Raw genomic sequence first — 23121 nt, forward strand, 5'->3', positions numbered from 1 at the left:
CAGCAACCGGGAACAGAACGAGTACCCCGGTTGCTGAACGTCGGGTGGCCCAAGCACCGAACACGACAGCAGCCGAGACACCCGTAGCACCAGCGACGAACACCTCTCCCGAGCCGACGTCGAAGGAACGCCTGCGGGTGATCCTGGTTCTCGGCGCACTCATCGCGCTCGGTCCGCTGACCATCGACATGTATCTGCCGGCTCTTCCGGCCATCGCCGACGACCTGAACACCCCGTCGTCGGCGGTGCAGCTCACCCTCGCAGGCACGTTGATCGGCCTCGCCCTCGGTCAGCTCGTCATCGGGCCGCTCTCGGACATCGTCGGCCGACGACTACCGCTCATCGTCGGTACCGGAGTGCACATCCTGGCCTCCGTCGCCTGCATCGTGGCTCCCAACATCGCCGTTCTCGGTGGCCTACGCGTCGTGCAGGGTCTCGGTGCCGCCGCCGCTGCAGTGGTCGCGATGGCCATCGTGCGAGACCTGTTCAGCGGCCGCGCGGCCGCAACCGTGCTGTCCCGGCTGATGCTCGTCATGGGCGTCGCACCCGTGCTGGCACCCTCGCTCGGCGGTGCCGTGCTGCTGGTGGGATCGTGGCGTCTCGTGTTCGCCGCGCTGGCGATCATGGGCGTCGCCCTGATGACACTGGCAATCGTGTCGCTACGCGAGACGCTGCCGCCCGAGCGTCGTCGCGCGAGCGGAGTCATGCCGGTGTTGCGCACCTACCGCTCTCTGCTGCGCGACGCACAGTTCGTGGTGCTCGTTCTCGTCGCGGCCCTCGCGATGTCCTCGTTGTTCGCGTACATCGCCGGTTCGTCGTTCGTTCTGCAGGAGGAATTCGGCCTCGACGAGCAGCAGTTCGCCATCGTCTTCGCCGCCGGTGCGATCTCGCTCATCGGTGCATCTCAGCTCAACGTCCTCCTGCTCGGACGCTTCGCTCCGGTGCAGATCGTGCTGGCGGCACTGTCGTTCGCCGTGCTCGCGGGCGGCGTCATGGCCGTGCTGGCGATCGCCGAGATCGGTGGGATGGCCGGCTTCGTGATTCCGCTGTGGTTCGTGCTCGGTGCCGTCGGATTCGTCATGCCGAACGCACCTGCGCTCGCGCTGTCCAGGCACGGTGAGGCCGCAGGCGGTGCCGCTGCCCTTCTCGGAGCAGCTCAGTTCGGGCTCGGTGCCATCGTTGCGCCGATCGTCGGTGCCCTCGGAAACGACGCCGTTGCCGTGTCCACCACGATGGTCGCGACCTCTGCCGCCGCACTGGCAGCTCAGGGTGTCGTCACCGCACGCACGTCGTCGCGACTGTGAGCTCGGAGCGGGCCACCACCCGCTAGGGTTTCCGCCATGGCCGAACGTGAACGTGATGCGCACGGTAAGCCCCTGAACGCCAGGCCTCGGGACGGTCTCGGGCGGCCCCTCGCTCGCGGCGGCAACGGAACCCCACGCGTGCCCGACGACCTCCGGCTTCCGCCCGCCGCCGCACTCGTCGAAGCCCAGAGATTCCTCGACGCGAACATGCCGTTCCATGCGCACGAGGTACTGGAAGGCACGTGGAAGAGCTGCTCGCCCGACGAGCGTCCGTTGTGGCAGGGCCTGGCCCAACTCGCCGTCGGTTTGACCCATCTGATGCGTGGCAACCGCGTCGGTGCCGGTTCGCTGCTCCGGCAAGGACACGACCGGCTCATCGGTTTCGAGGCCGACCCTCCGCATCGTGTCGATGTCGCCGGTCTGCTGACCTGGTCCGAGGGCCTGCTCGGCGAGCTCGAGACCGGAAGGTTACCGGCCTCTCCCGGCATTCCGGCGCTGCGCACCACCGACCGAACCGATCCCGACGGGGGCGTCCTGGCGTCCGATTCCGGCTCGAGCTAACCTGAGCAAGGTTAGGTAAGGCTAGGACAATCCGATCGGAAGTGGGGTCGCCGGCATGAGCGTGTTCGGACCGCTGAGACTCGTGCACCGCGAGACGATCAGCCCGGCCCAGCTCGGACGCACTCTCTGCACCGAGGTAGCCGAACAGGTCCCGTACTGGGTCGCCGTCCTGACCCCGGCGGAGCGACCGTTGCTCACCGAACAGTTCACGAGATTCGAGCAGACGTCGATGACGTTCGCACTGCCCGACGGTCCGCATCGCCGCCGCGTTCTGCTGCTGGCCGCCCTGGGCTCGGCCGTATCCACGTGGCAGAGAAACAACCGTCGCGGCTCCTCGGCCGGCGCGCTGGTCGACCTCGATCTCGATCGCACCGGTGCCGTTCACCCGGTCCGACTCCCCGCGGTCCACACCGACGCCCTCACCGTGCCCTCCCACGCCGAACACCTTCTCGACGATGTCTCGAGGCGGCTCTCCTCGGTGCCGAACGCCGGCCGCGACTATGCGCTGACCCGCAACTATCCCGCGCTGGCCTGCCGCGCGGGAGCGCAGATCGTCGTCCGCGACTCTGCCCTGGCCGAGCCCAGCCGCGACCACGCCATCGACATCGGAATCACGGTGACGGACACAGGCATTGCCCTGGCACGAATCACCTGGGCGCACGGCCTGCGGGGAGCCGACGAGCTGATCCGACTGTGGTCGGACACCGTTCGCCAGTTGGCGACGACGACGCCCGCTGCTACAGGCTCTTCAGCAGCCTGACGTCGTCTTCGATCCCCTCGGGCGGAGTCTCGAGTATCACCGGCGCGTCGGCCGCCAGCGCGACGGCCGTCAGGATCTCGGCGTCGATCGTTCCGGTGCCCAGATTCGCGTGCCGGTCTCGCGCCGAGTCGAATTCGTCGCGTGAATTGTTCAGATGCACCAGATCGATTCGTCCGGTGATGGCCTTGATTCGGTCGACCACGTCGACCAGATCTTCGCCCCCGGCCCACGCATGGCAGGTGTCCAGACAGAATCCGGCACCGAATTCACCGATCGCGTCCCACAACCGGGCGATGTCGTCGAAGTGGCGTGCCATCGCGGAGTCTCCGCCCGCGGTGTTCTCGACGAAGATCGGCACGGCGAAGCCACCCTGCTCCGCCTGGCGCTCGAACAGCTTGCGCCAGTTGTCGATTCCCTTCGCGGTGTCCTCGCCCTCACGAACGTGGCCGCCGTGGACGACCAGACCGATGGCCCCGATCTCGGCCGCAGCAGCAGCCTGCTCGACGACGGCCTTGCGCGAGGGAATGCGGATCCGATTGTTCAAACTCGCCACGTTGAGCACGTAGGACGAGTGCACCACCACGTCGACGTCGCCGGTCAACAACGCCTCGCCCTGGGGGTGCGGGGAAAGTTTGTTCCACTTCTGCGGATCGGTGAGGAACATCTGGACGAGGTCGACGCCGAGCGCCTCGGCCGTACCGAGAGGGTCGCTGCTGTCGCGGACGTGGGCTCCGATGCGCATGACGCCCATCATAGGGGTGGTGTTCAGGGTCTCCCCTGATAGCGACGGGCGCGGAACGCTGGAACACTGGCACGCATGAGCGACATTGCCGCACGTGCGGTCGACGTATCGAAGGTCTACGGATCCGGGGACACCCAGGTTCACGCACTGTCGGGGGTGAGCGTCGACTTCGCGCGCGGCGAATTCACCGCCATCATGGGACCGTCGGGTTCGGGCAAGTCGACGCTGATGCACTGCCTGGCCGGATTGGACAACGCATCCTCGGGCACGGTGACCATCGGCGACACCGAGTTGACGGCACTCTCCGACAAGGAGATGACCGGATTGCGCAGGGACCGAATCGGATTCGTGTTCCAGGCGTTCAATCTGGTGCCGACACTGACCGCGCTGGAGAACATCACGTTGCCGCTCGACATCGCGGGCCGCGCAGCGGACCAGGCCTGGCTCGACACCGTGGTCGACAAATTGGGCCTGCGCGATCGCCTCGATCACCGTCCCAGCGAACTCTCGGGCGGGCAGCAGCAGCGAGTGGCGTGCGCGCGTGCTCTGGCGGGCAGGCCCGACATCGTGTTCGGCGACGAGCCGACCGGTAACCTGGATTCTCGCTCGTCCGGCGAGGTGCTGTCGATTCTGCGCACTGCCGCAGACGAATTCGACCAGACCGTCGTCATCGTCACGCACGATCCACGCGCGGCCAGCTACGCCGACCGCGTCGTGTTCCTCGCCGACGGTGCGGTCATCGATCAGCTGAACTCGCCCACGGCCGACGCCGTACTCGAGCGGATGAAGAAGCTGGAGACGGTCCGATAATGGCGCATTCCGTTTCCAACAAACCTCCTCGGCAAAAGCCGTCGGGCAATCCCATGCGCAAGGTGTCGTTGAGAAACCTTGCAGCACACAAGGTTCGGTTGGCGTTGACCGTGCTGTCCGTCGTGCTCGGCACGGCGTTCGTCGCGGGCTCGTTCGTCTTCACCGACACCCTCCAGCGCACCTTCTCCTCGCTGTTCGCCGACACCGCACAGGGCGCGGACGTTCGAGTGAGCCCCGAGGACGCGCGCTCTTCCGGCGTGCCGAACGAGGACATCGCAGCGATCTCGGCGTTGCCGAACGTGCGCGCCGTGTCCCCGTACGTCGGCGGACAGTTGGTACTGCTGGGCTCGGACGGTGCCGCCGTCCAGTCCGGCGGCGCACCGACCATCGGTGAGTCGTACCTCCCGGACGACCAACGACTCGGCGATCCGACCACCTTCGTCGAGGGTTCGGCTCCCACCGCTCCCGGTCAGATCGCCATCAACGCCGGTGGCGCCGAGCGCGCAGGCCTGAAAGTGGGTGACGCCACCCAGGTCCTCGTGCCGTCCAAGGGCATCACCGACGTCACCGTCAGCGGAATCTATTCCACGGCAACCGAATCCGGCGGCTACATCGGAATCCAGTTCGTGCAGAGCCAGGCGAACGAGCTGTTCACCGACGGCGCTCACGTGCAGTACATCGACGTCGCGGGCAACGATCTCGCCGCACGTGGATTGGGTCAGAGCGATCTTCGCGACGAGATCGCCGCGGCATTCCCCGATCTGAAGGTCCAGACCGCCGCGGACGTACAGGCCGAGACTCAGGCCGAGGTCGAGTCCGCGCTGTCGTTCATCAACTACTTCCTGCTCGCCTTCGGCGGGATCGCCCTTCTGGTCGGCACCTTCATCATCTACAACACGTTCTCGATGATCGTCGCGCAACGCGTCCGCGAACTGGCACTGTTGCGCGCCATCGGAGCCAGCCGAGGACAGGTCAGCCGATCGGTCGTCCTCGAAGCCCTCGTCGTGGGCGTCATCGGCAGCGTCCTGGGCTTCGTCGGCGGAGTCGGGCTCGCCTACGGCCTACGGGCACTGCTCAACGCCTTCGACCTGGGCCTGCCGTCGGGACCGCTGGCACTGGAGCCGCGCACCGTTGTCGTCGCCTTCGCCGTCGGCATCCTCGTCACCGTGCTGAGCGCGTACGCACCGGCCCGACGAGCGGCCAAGATTCCGCCGGTCGCCGCGATGCGAGAGGAGTTCGCCTCTGCGGGCGACACCCTGCGCACCCGGACGTTCGTGGGCGTCGGCCTGGGAATCGCAGGCGCAGCCGCACTGATCATCGGCGCGCAGTCGACCGGCGGGGCTGCCGCTGCCACGGTCGGCGCGGGAGCCGTCGCGCTGATCGTCGCCACCGCACTGGCCGCACCGTCGCTGTCACGGCCGGTGGTCGGCGCGCTGGGTGCCGTCATCACCCGTCCGTTCGGCGCGATCGGGCGCTTGGCCAGGACCAACTCGGTACGCAACCCGCGACGCACCGCGGCCACCGCCTTCGCCCTGATGCTCGGACTGATGCTCGTCACCGTCATCGGCGTGCTCGGATCCACCGCCAAGGCCAGTGTCGACTCACTCGTGGACACCGGCGTCGAGGCGGACTACATCCTCTCCGGTCCGCAGTCGATCGGTGTTCCGACCGGTGCCACGACTGCAGCACAGCAGGTGACCGGCGTGGACCGCACAGCGGTACTGCACCCGGTGTTCGTCACCATCGCCGGCCAGGAGGAGTACGGCGCCGCCATCGACGGCTCACCCGAGGGACTGCTCGAGCTGTCGATGGTTCAGGGCACTGCAGACCTCGACAGCGACGGATTCTCGGTGTCCGAGACCGAAGCGGCGACGCGCGGGTGGACGGTCGGAACCGAGGTCACCTTCGACACCGTGGACGGGGCGTCGGTCCCGGTGACCGTCACCGGCGTGTTCACCGACAATCCGCTCATCGGGAGTTGGATCGTCTCGGGCGACATCTACCAGGAGGTGACGCCGTCCATCACCCGGTCCGACATCCTGGTTCTGGTCAAGGCCACGCCCGGTACAGACCTGGACACGTTGCGGACCGACCTCGAGGCCGCGACCAAGCCGTTCGTCGTCGTCCAGGTCCAGGACGTGGAGGAGTTCAAGGGTAGCCAGGGTCAACAGATCGACACCCTGCTCGCCGTTCTGTACGGATTGCTGGCACTGGCCGTCGTCATCGCCGTGCTCGGCATCGTCAACACGCTGGCCCTGTCGGTCGTGGAGCGGCGTCGGGAGATCGGCATGCTGCGTGCGATAGGCATGCAGCGGCCTCAGGTCCGACGCATCATCTATCTCGAGTCGCTGCTCATCGCCCTGTTCGGCGCGATAGTGGGCGTCGTCCTCGGCATCGCGTTCGGGTGGGGATTCGTGCAGACTCTGCGCGACGAGGGCCTGGGCACCATGACCGTGCCGTGGGGCCAGGTGGTGGCGATGCTGCTCGGATCCGCTGTCGTCGGTGTGTTGGCGGCGCTGTGGCCCGCCGTCCGAGCCGCACGCACGAAGCCGCTCGAGGCCATCGCGGACCTGTAGGGGCGTACCCGAAACCGACCGGACATTCCGCAACGTCACCCGATTGTTGCGGAATGTCCGGTTTTCCGCTTGCGTAAAAAGGCTGTTCACGTCTACCTTTGGAGCGGTAAAACAGTCTCGAAGCCGGTTTAGAGGTATCAAACCGACTTCGCAATCACGGCTCGGGCTCGTGCAAGGAGAATCATGTCTATTCAGGACATCGATGCGCCGACCCGACTGTCGCTGGCCCCGCTGTGTCGGCCGGAACGTCGTGACACCCTGATGGCCCGCTACCGCGAGGTGGCCCACGCTCTGCCGCACGCCACCGCACTCGACGTGGACGGCACCTCGCTCACCTTCGACGAGCTCCTGCATCGCGCCTACTCCTCGGCACGGAAGATCGCCACGCTCTTTCCCACCGATTCTCGGCCGCTCGCCGTGGAGACCGACGCGACGACGCATTCGATCGAGCTGATGCTCGCCGTCGTCGCAGCGGGCCATCCCCTGGTTCCACTGGACCCCATGCTTCCCGCCGAGCGCCGCGCCACGATCATCGACCAGGCCGGCGCGACAGCGTTGGACCCCGCCACCGTCGCCGCAGCCATCGACTCCTGTGTTCCACTGCCGACGCTGTCGGGCGACCACACTGCGGTGATCAACTACACGTCGGGATCCACCGGCACCGCCAAGGGTGTGATCCTCAGTCACCGCATGTGTCTGACCAAGGCATACGAGGTCGCCACCGCGTTGGCACTGAGCCCACACGACCGCGTCGGAAACTCCCTTCCGGTCAGCTTCGGTGCCGGCTTGAACACCCTGTTCGCGGGCTTGCTCAGCGGTGCCGCCGTGTACTGTCGCGACCCCAGGTCCGGTGTCCCCAGCAGCACCGTCGAGTGGGCAGCCTCGCATTCCCTGACCACGCTGCACTGCTCGTCGTCGCTGCTGCGCGCAGTCTCCGGAGCCGATCACGGACCCATCGGGCGCGGGGCCGTGTCCACGCTGCGGGTGGTCGTCACGTACGGGGAATCCCTGCACTCCGACGATGCCGACGGCTTTCGGCGGCGATTCGACAGCCGCGCCACGGTGGTCAACTGGTACGCGACCACCGAAGCCGGTGCCGTCGCGTACAGCGAATACCCGCCCGAACGAGCGCTGCCGTCGGGCTTTCTGCCTGCAGGCAGGCCCATCACGGGCAAGCTCGTCGAAGTCGTGACCTCCGACGGTTCCACGTGTGCACCGGACGTGATCGGCGAAGTACGGGTGACGGCGAGCTGCCTGGCCGACGGCTACCTCGGCGGCGCCGGTCTGGACTCCCAACGATTCACCGCCCTCGGCGACGGTCTGTTCCGGTATCGCACCGGCGATCTGGGCCGACTCGACGACCACGGGACGCTGCACCTGGCCGGACGCATCGACGACGCGATCAAGGTGCGCGGATACCTGGTGGAGCCGGCCGAGGTCGAGGCAGCACTGCGCGCCATGCCGGAGATCGGCGACGCAGCGGTGATCGGTCGGACCTCCGGCACCGACACCGACCTGGTCGCCTACGTGTGCTCGGCTCGTTCCGGTCGGCGACCCTCCGTGGGCGAGATTCGAGCGTCGCTGCGCCGGACGCTGCCGGAATGGATGGTCCCCACCCACATCGTCGCGCTCGACGCGATGCCGCGAAACGAGCGCGGCAAGCTCGACCGAAGTGCACTGCCCGAGCCCGCCGATCGACGCGTCGAGCGCACGGCGGTCGGCCCGACCGAGTACATCGTGGCCGAGGCCGCGCGCACCGCGATCGGGCTGGACACCATCGGCCGGGACGAGGATTTCCTGGCGCTGGGCGGCAACTCGCTGACCACAACGGCGATGCTGGCTCACCTTCGTGAGAGCCTGAAGATCGATCTGACGCCGGAGGACGTGTTCACGGCGACCACCGTTCGAGCATTGGCCTTGACAGTCGATGCTCGCCTGGAGGAAGCAGCGACTGCGCGTCGGCGCACAACCGGCGAACACGATGTCCTCGTGCCGCTGCGCACCGAGGGCAGCAAGGCACCGATCTTCCTGATCGGCGGTGCAGGCGTCGGTGCGATGGCCTTTCTCAACCTCGTCAAGCACATCGACGATGACCGCCCGGTGTATGCGCTGCAGGCGCACGGCCGAGGCAAGCGCGGACGCCCGGACCGAACGATTCGGCGAACCGCGAAGCGCTACGTCGACGCTGTTCGGACGGTCCAACCCGAGGGCCCGTTCCATCTGGTCGGTCACTCGCTCGGCGGCTGGATCGCCATCGCGATGGCGGAGGAGATCCGAGACTCCGGCCTCGGCTCCCCGCACCTGCTGCTTCTCGACACGCGGCTGTTCCGGCATCTGCTGGACAGGTTGCCCGGTGGTACCGAGGTTCCGGCTGCGCCGCCTGCTCGTACGCGAGAAGAAGCAGGCTTTCACCTCGGTCGCATCGGCACCGCCGCCCTCTGGGTGCGGATGCAGTTCGCCGGGCTGCTGCGGTACCCGACGACAATGGAATGGTTGGTCTTCGCAAGCATCGGGTACGTGGCGTTGAACAAGCACGTGCCGACACCGTGGTCGGGTTCGATGACCGTGGTTCGCACAGCGGAGAACGTGAAGGATCTCAGGTCGTGGCAGGCGGTCGGCCGTGGTGAGCTGAGCTTCGTCGACATCCCCGGAGATCACGTCGACATGTTGCGCGAACCGATGGCCGAACACTTGGCCGAGACGATCGCGAACACCTTCGACGAGGCGGGGCTCGCGCGCTGACCGAGGGTCTGTCGCAGTGTCGGCTCAGCTTGTACGTTTGTGCCAGCGGCTCGCCGAGCCACGCGAGGACCCGGGAATCACACGACGAGGAGGTCGACCATGAGTTCATCGTACGAATTGCAGTCGGTAGAACTACACAAGGACGTCCTGCGATACGTGGACATGGGCGACGGCCCTCCCGTGATTCTGGTGCACGGCCTGCTCGGATCGCATCAGTCCTGGGGCACGCAGCTCGAGCGTCTGTCGCAGAAGTATCGGGTCGTCGCGCCCGACCTGTTCGGCCACGGTGAATCCGACAAGCCCACCGGCGACTACTCGCTGAGTTCGCACTCGGCCACCATTCGCGACCTCATGGATCACCTGAACATCGACTCGGCCCCGATGGTCGGTCACTCGCTCGGCGGCGGCATCGTCATGCAGCTGACGTACCTCTTCCCCGAGCGGGTCGATCGGCTGGCGCTGGTCAGCAGCGGCGGCCTCGGCCCGGAAGTGAGCCTGCTCCTCAAGGCCGCGACGCTGCCCGGCAGTGAGCTGGTACTGCCACTGCTCGCATCGGACTGGTTCCGCAAGAACACCGAGGGCGCGCTTGCGCAGCTGGGCAGATGGGGTCTGCCGGTCAAGCCGGGTCCCAGCATGGCCGAGACCTGGCGGTCGTTCCGGTCCGTGGCCGACCGCTCCACCCGCGGCGCATTTCTGGCATCGACGCGTGCCGTGGTGGGCCCGCGTGGTCAGACCGTCAGCGCCAAGCAACATTTCGAGAAGTTCGAGTCGATTCCGTCGCTGCTCGTCTGGGGCGGCAAGGACCGGATGATTCCAGCCAAGCACGCCGACAACATTCGACGCGAGGTCCCGAACAGTCGCGTCGAGATCTTTCCCGACGCCGGCCACTTTCCCCAGCTCGACGAGCCGGACTTCTTCTTCCGACTGCTCGACGAATTCCTGGACTCCAACCGGACCGAGAAGAGCGCAGCCGAGGCGATCGCCCCGGCGGCTGTTCCGTTGCAGCACCCGTGAGCGTGACCCCGATGTTCCCGCTCGGCAGCGTGCTGCTCCCCGGCGAACGTCTGCCACTGCACATCTTCGAGCCGCGCTACCAGGCTCTGGTGCACGACTGCCTGAAGCAAGAAGATCCGAGCTTCGGTGTGGTGCTCATCGCGCGTGGGCACGAGGCCGGCGGCGGCGACGTACGGCACGACGTGGCGACGACCGCACACATCATCGGGCACGAGTCCATCGGCAACGGCCGATATCTGCTCGAGTGCGTCGGCGGTGAACGGATCAGGATCGACGCCTGGCTGCCGGACGATCCGTACCCACTGGCCGACGTCCGAGCGTGGCCGGACGAGGACACCGACGCGGTGATCGCCGACACCGAATTCGACGCCACCTGGGCGCGGGTCGAAGATCTCTACGAGCTGATCGGTCGACTCGAATCGGCGGAAAGCGTTGTCACACCCGGTGTTCCGGACTTCCTGGGCCTGCCCATCTCGGCCGCCGAGAAAATCTGGTCGCTGGCAGCACTGATTCCGATGGGGCAATCCGATCGACTGGACATCCTGTCTGCGCCGGACGCCCGAGCACGCATGACCGCTCTCGACGACGCCATCGAGAATGTGACCGCTGTCGTGCAGTTCAGACTGCAGCCCTGATCGACGAACCCCGCGGCACCACAGACGAGGACAACACAGACGAGTCAGGCCCGACATCATCGATGTCGGGCCTGACTCGCGTAGTAGCGGGGACAGGATTTGAACCTGCGACCTCTGGGTTATGAGCCCAGCGAGCTACCGAGCTGCTCCACCCCGCGTCGGGTGTTCACCACGCTACATGCCATCTCGGCAGTCTCCCAATCGCCTGGTCAGCCGCACGCTCTACGGTTCAGGTATGCCCACCGAGCCTTCTCCTGTCCTGACCTTTCCGCACGCGGCGGTCGCCCAGATCACCTTGAGCAACCCGCCGGTGAACGCGCTGACCCGACCGGCGACGCGTCGACTGCGCGCCGTCCTTCGAGAGTTGGCCGACAGTGCCGCGGTTCGGGCGGTCGTTCTCACCGGCGACCGGGTGTTCAGCGCCGGTTCGGACATCACCGAGATGCCCGAGATGCAGAACGACGGTGACGTGCTGGCCCGCAAGAGCAATCTCGAGAACGCCACCCTGGAATTGCTCGACGATCTGCCGCTGCCCACCGTCGCGGCAATCGGCGGATTCGCGTTGGGCGGCGGTCTCGAGCTGGCGCTGTGCTGCGACCTCGTCGTCGCCGACGCGGGAGCTCGACTCGGACTCCCGGAGATCGACCTCGGTGTGATCCCCAGCAGCGGCGGCTCCATGCGTGCGCTGCGTCGGGTGGGTCAGGCCCGCGCCGCCGAGCTGGTGTTGCTCGGCGAGCCCGTATCGGCCGAGACTGCTCTGGAGTGGGGCCTGATCAATCGTGTCGCTCCGCGTGGACAGTCCTTGTCGATGGCCCTGGACTTGGCGCAGGCGCTGGCGCGAAAATCCCGCTCTGCTGTTCGGGCGAACAAGCAGGCCCTCGCGCTCACGTTCGGAGAGTCCCCCGGCCTACCGGCGCGACGGGCGTTGCCGGTGTTCGAGGAGGCGTTCGAGTCGGCGGACGGCAGGGAGGGTGTGCGCGCGTTCCTCGCCAAGGAGTCACCCGACTTCGGATAGGCGGCGCTTGGCCAGAATCGTTGCGCCGGTGACGATCTCCCATCCGATGATGGTGTAGACCGAAATGCGCTCGAATGTTCCGCCGCCGAGGATTCCGGTGTCGGCGAGGAACAGGGCCAGCCCCACCAGGCCTGCCACTCCTGCGGTTGCACTGCTCACGGTGTACCAACGCGGCGCGCCGACGCGGCCGCCGTATCGGCCCGCCGCCAGCAGTACCAGATTGCCGCCGACGATCGCCATGCCCGCACCCACCGCATGGGGCGTCGAGGCCCCGTCGACGGAGGCGTGAGCGAGCCCGACGACGATGCTGCCGACACCGTGCACAACGGAGGTGCCGGCCACGATCCACCGCGCGCGGCCCTCGAAGAGAACCGCCAGTCCCAGCCCCGCCAGGACGAACAACGTGCCGTCGACGACGAAGCCGGTGTTCATCACCGCGTGCAGCGGCGAGATGTCCGGGATACCGAGGTCGCTGATGTTGTTGCGGGCGTAGCTGTACGGCCGATCGGTCCACCCCAGCGCGGCGACGGCCTCGGCGGCCAGATAGGTCACCCCGCCGACGAGGAACGCACCAGCGGCCAGGACGGTCGTTCTCTTCACAGCTGTTCGACCCATCTCGGCTCGACCCCGATGGGTCATTTCGCAGGCTCCACTCCCGGAGCCCCGATACACCTGGCGTGTACCGATTGGTACAGTACCGGCTCATGAGCGATCGCCACAACGTGGTGCCGATACTCGCAGGGGTGTTCCGCGACCACGGATTCGACGGATCGTCCCTCGCGGTCATCAGCAAACGGACCGGCCTGGGGAAAGGCAGCCTCTACCACTACTTTCCGCGGGGAAAGCAGGAGATGGCCGAGGCCGTCCTCGACGACGTCGAACTGTGGTTCCACCACAACGTGTTCGAGCCGTTGCGACACGGCACCGATGCCGCGTCGACCACCCACGAGATGTTCGAGCAGACCGCCCGATACTTCCGGTCCAATCGACTGGTGTGCCTGTTCGGAGCGTTCACACTCGGTCTCGACCGTGCCGTGTTCTCGGGCCGCGTCGCAACGCATTTCACCCACTGGATCGACGCACTCACTCCGGTACTGAGCCGTCTGGGACACGGCGACTCGGCCGCCGAACTGGCCGAGGAGATCGTGGCCGGAATACAGGGCGCGTTGGTGCTCTCGCGCGCCTCCGACGACGCCACCCGGTTCGATCGACTGCTGGCGCGCCTGGAAGCCTCGGCGGCGCGGGTTCCTGCTGGGGTGAACGCATGACGCCCGAGCCCCTGACACCGAAGCCGGCACCCGAGCTGAGGAAGTTCGGGGTACGAGAACTGTTGCGGCTCATCGTCATCGGCTCGGTGTTGGCGTACTTCCAATTCGTCGCGATCGGCCGCTGGGTGCGCGCGCCGCGGCGCGGGTGGCCGCTGCACGCCTCGGAGGCCGTCGTCGACGCCTTCTTCGTTCTCGGTCCCACCTTCGTCAAGGTCGGGCAGTTGATGGGGTCCTCACCGGGGCTGTTTCCCAAGGTCCTCGCCGACACCTGTCTGCGCTGCCTCGACGAGGTGCCACCGTTCCCCGGGGCACAGGCGCGCGCCGTGATCGAGGCCGATCTGGGCCGCGGAATCGACGAGCTGTTCTCCTCGTTCGACGACGTGCCGCTCTCGTCCGCCTCGGTCGCTCAGGTGCATCTGTGTGTGCGCCGCGACAACGGCCGTGAAGTGGTCATGAAGGTGCAACGACGAGGCATCTACCACCGAATGAAGATCGACCTGCGTATCGCGTACCTCATCGCCCGCGGACTCGAGAAGTTCATTCCGTTCTTCGCCACGGCCAACGCGTCGGCCATCATCGTCGACCTGCACGCTGCCACGTTCGCCGAACTCGACAGCGCCGTGGAAGCCAAGCGTCAGGACAGCTTTCGCGCGGCAATCGGCGCGTTCGGCGACAACGAGCACGTCACCGCTCCCGAGGTTTTCCTCGACTACTGCGGTGGCCGTGTCATCTGCATGGAGCGCATGCACGGTTCCCCGCTCGACCGCTACGAGCCGGGGGATCAGTCCGAGCTCATCGTTCGTCGCGCAGCCAAGGTCTGGATGGAAGCCCTTGTGCTGCACGGCCTGTTCCACGGCGATGTGCATGCGGGCAACGTCTGGGTTCTGGACGACGGCAGGGTGGCGTTCCTCGACTTCGGAGTCATGGGCGAGGTGGACGAGCAGTGGCGCGCGCTACTGCTCGACCTGTTCCACGCCACCGTGATCGACGGCGACTTCACCCGGCTCGCCGGCACTGTCAAACGGCTGGGAATCGTTGCCCCCCAGATGGGTTCGGACGCCGAAGTCGGCGCGATCCTACAGTCGGTCTTCGCTCCGATGCTCTCGGCAACCCTCGCGCACTTCAGCCTGGCGGACTTCATTCGAGCGCTCGTTGGCATGGGCAAGCAGTACAAGACGTCGAGCCCGGAGGAGTTGATCCTGGTGGCCAAGCAGCTCGGCTACTTCGAGCGGTACGCAATCGAACTCGCGCCCGACTGGGCTCTGGGAACCGATCCGTTCGTGTTCAAGAACGTCTTCCCTGCCGAGATCGCAGCCCTGGCCGAGGCAAGAGGCGTCGAGCTGCCGGAGTGAACCGGCAGCCCGACCGCAACTCAGCGCGTGAAGTCGAGCACCACTTTGCCTGCGGCAGTGCGGTTCTCCAGTGACGCGATAGCGGCGGCAGCGTCGGCGGCCGGGAACACCGACGGCTCGGGTGCGCTGAGCGATCCATCGGCGAGCAGCGGTTCGATCTCGGCCCACTGCGTGGCGAGGTAGCCCGGGCGCGTCATCCACCATGCACCCCAACCGACTCCGACGACGTCGACGTTGTTGAGCAGCAATCGGTTGACCTTGACCGTGGGGATCTCGCCACCGGTGAAGCCCAGCACCAGGATTCGGCCCGACGGCGCGAGCGAGCGAATGCTGTCGGTGAACCGGTCACCGCCGACCGGGTCCACCACGACGTCGACGCCACGGCCGCCGGTCAGTTCCTTGACCGCGTCCTTCCACCCGTCGACGAGCACCACGTCGGTGGCTCCGGCGGAACGGGCGATGTCGGCCTTGGCCTGCGAGCTCACGACGGCGATGACGCGAGATGCCCCGAGTACCGGAGCCATTCGCAGTGCGGAGGTTCCGATGCCCCCTGCTGCGCCGTGCACCAGGACCGTCTCGCCCGCAGCCAGACGGCCGCGTTCACGAAGCGCGAAGTGCACCGTCAGGTCGTTGAACAACAATCCTGCCCCCGCGGACAGGGACACCGACTCGGGTAGCGCGAAGACCGTGTCGGGTGAGACCACGGCGACCTCCGCCATACCGTCGCTCAGTCCCGTCAGCGCCGCGACGCGATCCCCGGCCGAGAAGCCGGACTCCGGCGGTGCCGACCGAACGATGCCGGCGATCTCGCTGCCGGGGACGAACGGCAACTCGGGCTTGTACTGGTAGAGCCCGCGGGTGAGCAACGCGTCGGGAAAGGCGACGCCGGCGGCATGAACCTCGATGACCACCGATCCGTCGCGCGCGGCAGGCTCGTCGACGTCGACCACGGTCACCGAATCGGGTCCGTCGAGGCTGGAGATCTGTACCGCACGCATGAGTCGTCCTCTCGGTCGGGATCGTTCCCTGCACGCCACCGTACAAAACAGCGAGTCCGACCGACGCTACCGGCATGTACTACGTGCTGGCCGAATGGGTCGTTCCGCAGGCTTCACTCCTGCTGTGCTCCAATCGAGGGATGAACACCACTCCCCTGACCGTCGTTCGGCCCGATGGTGATGCCCGCGGCGGCGTCATCGTCATCCAGGAGGCCTTCGGGGTAACCGACCACATCGTCGACGTCTGCAATCGCGTCGCGGCCGCAGGGTGGGTCGCGGTCGCCCCGCACCTGTTCCACCGGCAGGACGGCGTCACCGTGCTCGACTACTCGGACATGGATTCGGCCATGGCGGCCATCGGAGAACTCGAGGCGGACGAGGTGGACGCCGACGTGGACGCAGCGGCGACCGCACTGGCCGAACTCGGCTTCGAGCCCTCGTCCATCGCGATCGTCGGCTTCTGCATGGGTGGCAGTGTGGCGTTCCAGACCGCTGTTCGACGCCCCCTCGGTGCGGCCGCGACATTCTACGGCGGCGGAATCACGCAGGGCCGCTTCGGCTATCCCGCGATGACCTCGGTGGGCGACGCACTCCAGACGCCGTGGCACGGGTTCTTCGGGGATCTGGACGAGGGCATCCCGTTCCAGGATGTGGAGACGCTGCGTGAGATCACCGCGACGGCACCGGTGGCCACCGAGATCACTCGCTACGCCCATGGCAAGCACGGATTCCACTGCGACGACCGCCCTGCCGTGTTCGACGCCGACGCCGCCGCCGATGCCTGGGGCAAGACTCTCGCGTGGTTCGACGCCCATGTCGCACGCTGAGCCGCCACGCTCCGACGCCGAACTTCTCGACGAGACCGAACGGATCGTCGCCTTCTGGACCGAGCTGTCCCTGCCCGGCCTCTTCGACGTCCACACGCACTTCATGCCGAAGAACGTGATGGACAAGGTGTGGAGCTATTTCGACAGTGCCGGCCCACTGACCGGCAGTGTCTGGCCCATCTCCTACCGGTTCGCCGAAGAACAACGGCTGGAGGTCATTCGGGGGTTCGGAGTACGGCGGTTCACGTCGATGATCTACCCTCACAAGCCGTCGATGGCGGCCTGGCTCAACTCGTGGGGTGCCGACTTCGCGGCCCGGACCCCCGACTGCCTGCAGACCGCCACCTTCTATCCCGAGGACGGGGCCACCGAGTACGTCGAGCAGGCGTTGACGAACGGTGCTCGAATCTTTAAGTCGCACATCCAGGTCGGCAACTACTCACCGAACGACCCCTTGCTCGACGGCGTCTGGGGTGCCATCTCGGATGCGCAGGTGCCCGTGGTGATCCACTGCGGTTCGGGCCCGGCACCGGGCACCCATACCGGACCGGAACCCATTGCCGCACTGCTGCAGCGGTTCCCGACGCTTCCGCTGATCATCGCGCACATGGGCATGCCGGAGTACAGCGACTTCCTCGATCTGGCCGATCGCTACCGGAACGTGCGGCTGGACACCACGATGGCGTTCACCGACTTCTCCGAGGCGGGCGCGCCGTTCCCCGAACACGAGCGGCCGCGACTGCTCGAACTGCAGGATCGCATTCTGTTCGGCAGCGACTTCCCCAACATCCCGTACCCGTATCTGCATGCGCTGCAGGCCGTGAGCCGACTCGATCTCGGTGACGACTGGGTGCGTTCGGTATGTTGGGGAAACGGCGCTGCACTGTTCGGCTAGAGGGGTCCTCTAGACCCAGAACTCGGCGATGCGTTCTGCGATGGCATTGCCCTGTGCTCGTCCGGCCACGGCTGCAGCCGATCGAACCGCGATGTCGGTGGCATCGGGGCCGATGGCGGCCGACGAATCGGCGTCGGGGGCAACGACCTCCACCTTCGAGCCACCCTTGATCAGCCGCTCTCGTTCGACGTCGAAGGGGTCGTGCTCCAGATCGAGGGCACCGACCCTGAACACCAGCACCTTCTCGAAACCGACTGCCAGATCGGCGTTCTCGCTCGCCCGGATACCGCCGTCGACATAGCGGTGATCGCCTATGGTCACCGGCGGCCACATTCCCGGGATAGCGCAGCTCGCCGCCACGGCGTCGATCAGCTGGACGCCCGAGCCACGATCGAGTACCCGATGCCGACCGGTCACGGCATCGACGGTGACGATCCGTAGATCGCGATTGGGCCACGTGTGCGACGGCAGCCGGCGTTCGATGATCGCCCTGCGCTCGCGCTCGGAGATCGTCGAGGCCGCCAGAGCTTCGGTGCCGATACGCCGACGCGTGTCGATCGCACTGCCGTCCGAGTTCTGGGCCGCCCGAGCCAGCATGGCGACCAGCTCGTCGATCGTCGCCTCGGCATGCGGTTCGTGGTCCTGCTTGGCCTCGTCCGCCTGACGCTCGAACAGCTCGGCCAACGTGGCTCCGCTCGAGATCTGGGCTGCGACCGAGGACCCCGCCGAGGTCCCCAGCAGCATCTCGGCGTCGCTGACGTCTGCTCCCGATTCGGCCAATCCCAGTAGGACACCCGTCTGCCACGCAATACCTGCGACTCCGCCGCCGCCCAATACGAGTGCTCGCCTGGTCATGGTCGTACCCCCTTCTTCGAAAGATCCGTCAGGAACTTACAGCGCCGGTGTGTACACGGGGACGTAGCCAAGCGATGAGGTCGTCGAGTACGCGCTCCTTCTCCGGTTCGTTGAACACTTCGTGGAACAGTCCGTCGTACTTCTTCAGGGTGAGGTCGTCGGATCCGGCGCGCTCGGCGATCAGTTCACTGCCCGAGACATCGGCCAATCGGTCTGCAGTTCCGTGCTGCAGCAGCACGGGAATCCTCAGCGCAGGCAGTCGCGTCGGGAAGGTCTCACCGACGCCCAGCATGGCTGCGGCCAGGCCGGCCGAAACCGCGCCGTGGTAGCCCAGCGGATCGGCGACATAGGCATCGACGACGTCGCGATCGCGGGAGACGAGAGCGGGGTCGAGCTTCAGCACGGGAACTGCCGGTAGGAAACGTCCGAGGACCTTACCCACGGCCACCAGGGCTTTCGGCTGACCGACACTGGGGGCTACCGCGGGCCCGGACAGCATCAGGCCGTCGAGGTCGTCTTGGTGGTCGAGGGCGTACGACAGTGCGATGGCGCCACCCATGCTGTGGCCGAGCAGGAAGGTGCGCTGATTCGGATGCTCGGCGGCGGCGATGCCGAACAGTGTGTGCAGGTCGTCGGTGAAGTCGGACCACTTCTCCAGCGACACCCGTTTGCCGCCGGATCGTCCGTGGCCGCGGTGGTCGGGTGCATAGACGACGAGCCCGAGGGAGCCGAGTCGTTCGATGACGTGCCGGTACCGGCCGGCGTGCTCGGCCAGGCCGTGAGCCAGCACCACGATCCCGGTCGACGTGGTCTCCGGTGTCCAGACGTCGTAGACGATTCGGGTTCCGTGAACGCCGACGAACGACGACTCGACATGCTTCATTCGGTCACCGTACAAGGGCGGCGGGGCCTTCGACGGCTCATCGGCGAACCCACAGATTTTTGCTTGGGTAACTATCATCGTGGAACGGGCGATGTAGTTGTGACACGCCACTACCGATCAGTCCTCGCACCCCGGGGGCACGGCACCGACCAGGAGTGAAGAATCAAGAATGCGTGACGAGTCCGCCACGAGCACGTCGCCGCGGTGGCGCGACCCCAAACGCTATCTGTGGCCGCTGGGGTTGATCATTCCTCTGAGCCCGTTCCTGGCCTGGGGGCTGGTATCTCTCCTCGGCCCCGGGGCGTTCTGGACCCTCGGTCTGATGATCATGGGTGTCGCCCTACCGCTGGTGGACAGGTTCGCCGGAGTGGATCGCAGCAATCCCCCGGACGAGGCGATCGCCGCGCTGGAGAACGATCCGTACTACCGCTGGTGCGTCTACCTGTTCCTGCCGCTGCAGTACGCGGGGCTCGTCGCGGCCTGTTATCTGTGGGCGCACGGGCCGTTGGGAGTTCCCGAGCGAATCGGCCTCGCGATCACCGTCGGAATCGTCGGTGGAGTGGGCATCAACGCCGCGCACGAACTGGGTCACAAGCGGGCGCGCCTCGAACGTTGGCTCTCGAAGGTGACGTTGGCGCAGACCTTGTACGGCCACTTCTACGTCGAACACAACCACGGACACCATCTGCGTGTAGCGACCCCGGAGGACCCGGCATCGGCGAAGTTCGGCGAGTCGTTCTGGAAGTTTCTGCCGCGCACCATCGTCCACGGCCTGCGCTCGGCCTGGACGCTGGAATCCCGACGCCTCGCCCGGCAGGGCCTGTCACGGTGGTCGTACCGGAACAATCTTTTCAACGCCGGGGCGATGAGCGTCGCGCTGTTCGCCGTACTGATCGCCGTCTTCGGCACCGTGATCGTTCCGTACCTGCTGATTCAGGCCGCAATCGCCATCGTGCTGTACGAGGCAGCGAACTACCTCGAGCACTACGGATTGCTGCGACAGAAACGGCCGAGCGGCCGCTACGGAAAGCCGACCCACCGGGACAGCTGGAACAGTGACCACCTGTGGAGCAACCTGTTCCTCTACCACCTGCAACGGCACAGCGACCATCATGCGAATCCGGTGCGCCGATACCAGTCGTTGCGCACCGTCGACGAATCCCCGCAGCTACCGGCCGGCTACGCGGTGATGATCTTCTGCGCGCTGGTTCCGCCGCTCTGGCGCACGGTGATGGATCAGCGTCTGGTCGACTTCTACGACGGTGACGCTGACCTCGTCAACGTCGATCGTTCCGACGCGAGGGCAGTGCGGAAGCTCGAGCAGCTGTGTGTCGAGCGAGCCGAGGCGCACTGACAGCTCACACCGCAGCAGGTTCGTCGGTCTGCGCGCGCAGGTAACGGCCGAAGTGCGGCACCGTGAACGCGATGGTTCCTCGTTCGGCCGAGTAGATCAGGCCCTTCTTGATCAGTCCGTCCCGCGCAGGCGACAGTGACGCCGGCTTGCGCCCCAGCTCGGTCGCCACGGCCGAGGTCGGTACCGAGCCGTCGTCCACCGACAGTTCGGCCATCGCACGCATGTATTCGCGCTCGGCCGGCGTTGCCCGTTCGTAGCGAGAACCGAAGAATCCGACGGCCAGTTCCTCCTCCGCCGTCGGGGCGGCGACGCGCACGTCCTCGACGGTGATCGGGCTGTCGGCCGCGAGGTCCCACGTCGCCTTGCCGTACGCCTGGACGAAGTACGGGTAGCCGTCGGCGGCCGCGTACAGCGCATCCAAAGCGTCCGGAGTGAATTCGACGTCCTCCCGGTCGGCCGGGGCGATCAGGGCCAGATCGGCCGCCGCTCGTTCGAGTCGGCCGATCCGGTGGTAACTGAACAGGCGCTCGGAGTAGCTCTTGGACGCCGAGAGCACCGCGGGCAAGTGTGGCAGCCCGGCCCCGACGATGATCAGCGGCGCGGTGTCCTGGCTGAGCTCGTGGCAGGCAGCACACAGCGCGGAGATATCGGCGGGTCCCAGATCCTGCATCTCGTCGATGAAGATGGCGATGCCCACGCCCACGTCGCCGGCCAGCGCGGAGGCGTCGAGCAGAAGTTCCACGAGGTCGATCTCGATGTCGCCGGAGTCGGCGCGGCCGGTCTTGGCCGGGACGTCGATGCCGGGTTGCCAGCGTTCTCGCATGCCCTTGTCCGCGGTGGCGCGCAGTGCGAAGGCCTTGAGCACGCCGAGGAACTCGTCGACGCGTTCGGGATCGCGGTGCGAGGCCGCAATCCCACGGACCGCCATGTGCAGCGCCGACGACAGCGGTCGACGCAATTCCTGGTCGGGGCGAGCCTCGATCTTGCCGGTGCCCCATCCGCGGGCGATCGCGGCGGAGCGGAGTTGATTGAGCAACACCGTCTTCCCGACGCCTCGCAGCCCGATGAGTACGACGCTGCGTTCGGGTCGGCCGCGGGTGATGCGTTCGAGCACGACGTCGAAGGCGTCGAGCTGCTTCTTTCGGCCTGCGAGCTCGGGTGGGCGCTGGCCGGCGCCGGGAGCGTAAGGGTTACGCACGGGGTCCATGGGGCCAAAGTTACAACGAATCGTGCAATATATGCGGACATCTAGCTCGTGTCCTAGAGATCTGTATTCGCTCGATACTTGCGCGCCAGTCCAGGTCGCGGCTAAGTTCGTCGCTGTGAAGCGCATTCTCGTAGTACGCCGCCGTAGCGGGGTCTGATTCGGACCGACCCCTCGCTGCGGGTCGTCGTGCTACCTCGGTCCTCCCTTCACATCCGGAAGACCACTCCCATGAATGCACTTGCTTCTTCTTTCGCCACAGATCCTTTCCACGGCCGTTTCGGCTGCTCTCTGCCGCGCACGATGCGGGACCAGATCGCCGAGTCCACCTGGCACTCCATGACGTGGACGGCCTTCACCGACCGCTTCTCGCCCACCACCGGGCCTCTTCGGCTCGGATCGTGGACCGGGACGAAATCCACCGGTTGCAAGATCGAGTTCGACGCCACCTTCGGCATCGGCGACACGATCATCGCCTGTGCTGCAACGACATACGGTCCGATCGAGGCGTTGACATCGATGCTCCACGACGCCGGATTCCGGATCGAGATCCTCTCGTTCCACCAGCAGATCATCGGCGACGAGACGGCAACCTTCATCCTCGCCGAGCACGACGGTCGTCGCGAATGGTCGATGGGCATGGCTGCCGACGCCGACCTGTCGTCGATCAGGGCCATCCTCGCCGGGGCGAACATCCTGCATCGGTAGCGCTTTCTTCCCCTGTCTAGCGCTCGTGCAAGACAGGGGAAGATCTCGCTAGGGCATCTCTATCGTCTCGGCTCGGTGGACTTCGGCCAGTGCACGGCGCAGGTAGGTCTCGGCGCGACCGCGACGCACCGCGAGTAGGTCCGCGACCACCAACAATGCGTGCGCAGGCCTGGGCTTCGTACGTGATTGCTGTTCGACGTCGGCGACGCCCAAGGCTCCGGTGAGCACCTCGACGAACCCGGCGATGTCCAGGTTCGGCAGCCAGTCCGCGCCGCGCACGGTCCGGCCCAGTACCTCCTGGACGTTCTCGCCGGTCAATCCATCGCTATGTACCTCTTCGAGCAACGTGCGTACCATTTCGGCATGCACGTGCCCGGCCTGCGTCGAGTCCGAGCGGCCCAGTAGTTCGACGGCGTCGTCGAACGCGATCGGATCCCGCGCCGCAACGGCGGCGAGGGCATCGTTCGTGGCATCGGCGATTCTTCGGACCTCGACGGGCCATTCGGCAGGCCAGGCGATGGGGACGCGACTCGGGGGAGCCGACGCCGGGGCAGGGGGAATCGACACGGGGGAGGAGTCGGTCATCACAGCAGTCTCTCACTCGACTCCGACACGGTT

General features: G+C 66.5%; 22 protein-coding genes and 1 tRNA gene. 15 read left to right on the forward strand and 8 right to left on the reverse strand.

Going from position 1 to position 23121, the window contains the following annotated elements; all coding sequences use genetic code 11:
• The first annotated feature begins 44 nt into the window (after nucleotides 1–44).
• From NY08_RS16240 to NY08_RS26120, 3 genes are read left to right on the forward strand one after another with little or no spacing between them, the layout of a single operon-like run.
• Nucleotides 45–1304: a multidrug effflux MFS transporter gene (locus NY08_RS16240; protein ID WP_045197504.1), complete on the forward strand. Its 1260-nt coding sequence runs from the start codon at nucleotides 45–47 to the stop codon at nucleotides 1302–1304.
• Nucleotides 1305–1340: 36 nt separating this feature from the next.
• Nucleotides 1341–1865 carry a DUF309 domain-containing protein gene (locus NY08_RS16245; RefSeq protein ID WP_045197506.1) on the forward strand — a complete coding sequence of 175 codons (525 nt, stop codon included), beginning with the start codon at nucleotides 1341–1343 and terminating at the stop codon, nucleotides 1863–1865.
• A 55-nt stretch (nucleotides 1866–1920) separates the two neighbouring features.
• A complete protein-coding gene (locus tag NY08_RS26120) occupies nucleotides 1921–2625 on the forward strand; it encodes a hypothetical protein (protein ID WP_052683843.1) in 705 nt (234 codons plus the stop codon).
• Here the strand turns inward: NY08_RS26120 and NY08_RS16255 are convergent.
• Nucleotides 2603–3367, reverse strand: coding sequence for a deoxyribonuclease IV (locus tag NY08_RS16255; RefSeq protein WP_045200588.1), 765 nt, complete (start codon nucleotides 3365–3367; stop codon nucleotides 2603–2605). The genes NY08_RS26120 and NY08_RS16255 overlap by 23 nt on opposite strands.
• Nucleotides 3368–3442: 75 nt before the next feature.
• Between NY08_RS16255 and NY08_RS16260 the strand changes: the two genes are divergently transcribed.
• The 5 genes from NY08_RS16260 to NY08_RS16280 all read left to right on the forward strand — a co-directional run bounded on the left by NY08_RS16260 (nucleotide 3443) and on the right by NY08_RS16280 (nucleotide 11144).
• Nucleotides 3443–4177: an ABC transporter ATP-binding protein gene (locus tag NY08_RS16260; RefSeq protein WP_032396800.1), complete on the forward strand. Its 735-nt coding sequence runs from the start codon at nucleotides 3443–3445 to the stop codon at nucleotides 4175–4177.
• Between the two features lie 53 nt (nucleotides 4178–4230).
• Nucleotides 4231–6753, forward strand: coding sequence for an ABC transporter permease (locus tag NY08_RS16265; protein WP_045197508.1), 2523 nt, complete (start codon nucleotides 4231–4233; stop codon nucleotides 6751–6753).
• 183 nt (nucleotides 6754–6936) lie between these two features.
• Nucleotides 6937–9495 carry an alpha/beta fold hydrolase gene (locus NY08_RS16270; protein ID WP_045197510.1) on the forward strand — a complete coding sequence of 853 codons (2559 nt, stop codon included), beginning with the start codon at nucleotides 6937–6939 and terminating at the stop codon, nucleotides 9493–9495.
• 99 nt (nucleotides 9496–9594) lie between these two features.
• Nucleotides 9595–10509, forward strand: coding sequence for an alpha/beta fold hydrolase (locus NY08_RS16275; RefSeq protein ID WP_045197511.1), 915 nt, complete (start codon nucleotides 9595–9597; stop codon nucleotides 10507–10509).
• Entirely contained in the window at nucleotides 10506–11144 is a 639-nt protein-coding gene (locus NY08_RS16280) for an LON peptidase substrate-binding domain-containing protein (protein ID WP_032396804.1), read from the forward strand. Before NY08_RS16275 ends, NY08_RS16280 begins: the two co-directional genes overlap by 4 nt.
• A gap of 84 nt (nucleotides 11145–11228) precedes the next feature.
• Here NY08_RS16280 and NY08_RS16285 read toward each other — a convergent pair.
• Nucleotides 11229–11302 (reverse strand) — tRNA-Met (locus NY08_RS16285).
• Between the two features lie 77 nt (nucleotides 11303–11379).
• On the opposite strand from NY08_RS16285, the gene NY08_RS16290 reads away from it, so the two are divergent.
• Nucleotides 11380–12159 carry an enoyl-CoA hydratase/isomerase family protein gene (locus tag NY08_RS16290; RefSeq protein WP_045197513.1) on the forward strand — a complete coding sequence of 260 codons (780 nt, stop codon included), beginning with the start codon at nucleotides 11380–11382 and terminating at the stop codon, nucleotides 12157–12159.
• Here the strand turns inward: NY08_RS16290 and NY08_RS16295 are convergent.
• Complete coding sequence (locus NY08_RS16295; RefSeq protein ID WP_052683844.1) at nucleotides 12142–12759, reverse strand: DUF998 domain-containing protein; 618 nt, start codon at nucleotides 12757–12759, stop codon at nucleotides 12142–12144. The two genes, NY08_RS16290 and NY08_RS16295, sit on opposite strands and share 18 nt — an antisense overlap.
• A gap of 104 nt (nucleotides 12760–12863) precedes the next feature.
• Between NY08_RS16295 and NY08_RS16300 the strand changes: the two genes are divergently transcribed.
• Nucleotides 12864–13427: a TetR/AcrR family transcriptional regulator gene (locus NY08_RS16300; RefSeq protein WP_176459200.1), complete on the forward strand. Its 564-nt coding sequence runs from the start codon at nucleotides 12864–12866 to the stop codon at nucleotides 13425–13427.
• Nucleotides 13424–14779: an ABC1 kinase family protein gene (locus NY08_RS16305; protein ID WP_032396806.1), complete on the forward strand. Its 1356-nt coding sequence runs from the start codon at nucleotides 13424–13426 to the stop codon at nucleotides 14777–14779. The genes NY08_RS16300 and NY08_RS16305 overlap by 4 nt, the downstream gene beginning before the upstream one ends.
• Before the next feature lie 20 nt (nucleotides 14780–14799).
• Here the strand turns inward: NY08_RS16305 and NY08_RS16310 are convergent, their stop codons facing one another.
• Complete coding sequence (locus NY08_RS16310) at nucleotides 14800–15777, reverse strand: NADPH:quinone oxidoreductase family protein (RefSeq protein ID WP_032396807.1); 978 nt, start codon at nucleotides 15775–15777, stop codon at nucleotides 14800–14802.
• Between the two features lie 140 nt (nucleotides 15778–15917).
• On the opposite strand from NY08_RS16310, the gene NY08_RS16315 reads away from it, so the two are divergent.
• Together NY08_RS16315 and NY08_RS16320 are read left to right on the forward strand one after the other, a co-directional pair.
• Nucleotides 15918–16604 carry a dienelactone hydrolase family protein gene (locus NY08_RS16315; protein ID WP_032397293.1) on the forward strand — a complete coding sequence of 229 codons (687 nt, stop codon included), beginning with the start codon at nucleotides 15918–15920 and terminating at the stop codon, nucleotides 16602–16604.
• A complete protein-coding gene (locus NY08_RS16320) occupies nucleotides 16591–17499 on the forward strand; it encodes an amidohydrolase family protein (RefSeq protein ID WP_045197515.1) in 909 nt (302 codons plus the stop codon). Before NY08_RS16315 ends, NY08_RS16320 begins: the two co-directional genes overlap by 14 nt.
• A 9-nt stretch (nucleotides 17500–17508) precedes the next feature.
• Here NY08_RS16320 and NY08_RS16325 read toward each other — a convergent pair whose 3' ends face one another.
• The gene (locus NY08_RS16325) at nucleotides 17509–18354 is read right to left on the reverse strand and encodes a patatin-like phospholipase family protein (protein ID WP_032396808.1); all 846 of its coding nucleotides are present in this window, start codon (nucleotides 18352–18354) and stop codon (nucleotides 17509–17511) included.
• Nucleotides 18355–18382: 28 nt separating this feature from the next.
• Nucleotides 18383–19237, reverse strand: coding sequence for an alpha/beta hydrolase (locus NY08_RS16330; RefSeq protein WP_045197517.1), 855 nt, complete (start codon nucleotides 19235–19237; stop codon nucleotides 18383–18385).
• A 169-nt stretch (nucleotides 19238–19406) separates the two neighbouring features.
• Between NY08_RS16330 and NY08_RS16335 the strand changes: the two genes are divergently transcribed.
• Entirely contained in the window at nucleotides 19407–20591 is a 1185-nt protein-coding gene (locus NY08_RS16335; protein ID WP_032396810.1) for an alkane 1-monooxygenase, read from the forward strand.
• Between the two features lie 4 nt (nucleotides 20592–20595).
• On the opposite strand, the gene NY08_RS16340 is transcribed toward NY08_RS16335, so the two are convergent.
• The gene (locus tag NY08_RS16340) at nucleotides 20596–21798 is read right to left on the reverse strand and encodes an ATP-binding protein (RefSeq protein WP_045197519.1); all 1203 of its coding nucleotides are present in this window, start codon (nucleotides 21796–21798) and stop codon (nucleotides 20596–20598) included.
• Nucleotides 21799–22026: 228 nt separating this feature from the next.
• Here NY08_RS16340 and NY08_RS16345 point away from each other — a divergent pair, with 228 nt between their 5' ends.
• On the forward strand, nucleotides 22027–22503 hold the full coding sequence (locus NY08_RS16345; RefSeq protein ID WP_045197521.1) for a 2-isopropylmalate synthase: 477 nt from the start codon (nucleotides 22027–22029) through the stop codon (nucleotides 22501–22503).
• Between the two features lie 48 nt (nucleotides 22504–22551).
• Here the strand turns inward: NY08_RS16345 and NY08_RS16350 are convergent, their stop codons facing one another.
• A complete protein-coding gene (locus tag NY08_RS16350; protein ID WP_235386929.1) occupies nucleotides 22552–23088 on the reverse strand; it encodes a hypothetical protein in 537 nt (178 codons plus the stop codon).
• Nucleotides 23089–23121 lie beyond the last annotated feature (33 nt).

Source organism: Rhodococcus sp. B7740 (assembly GCF_000954115.1).
Lineage (GTDB): Bacteria > Actinomycetota > Actinomycetes > Mycobacteriales > Mycobacteriaceae > Rhodococcoides.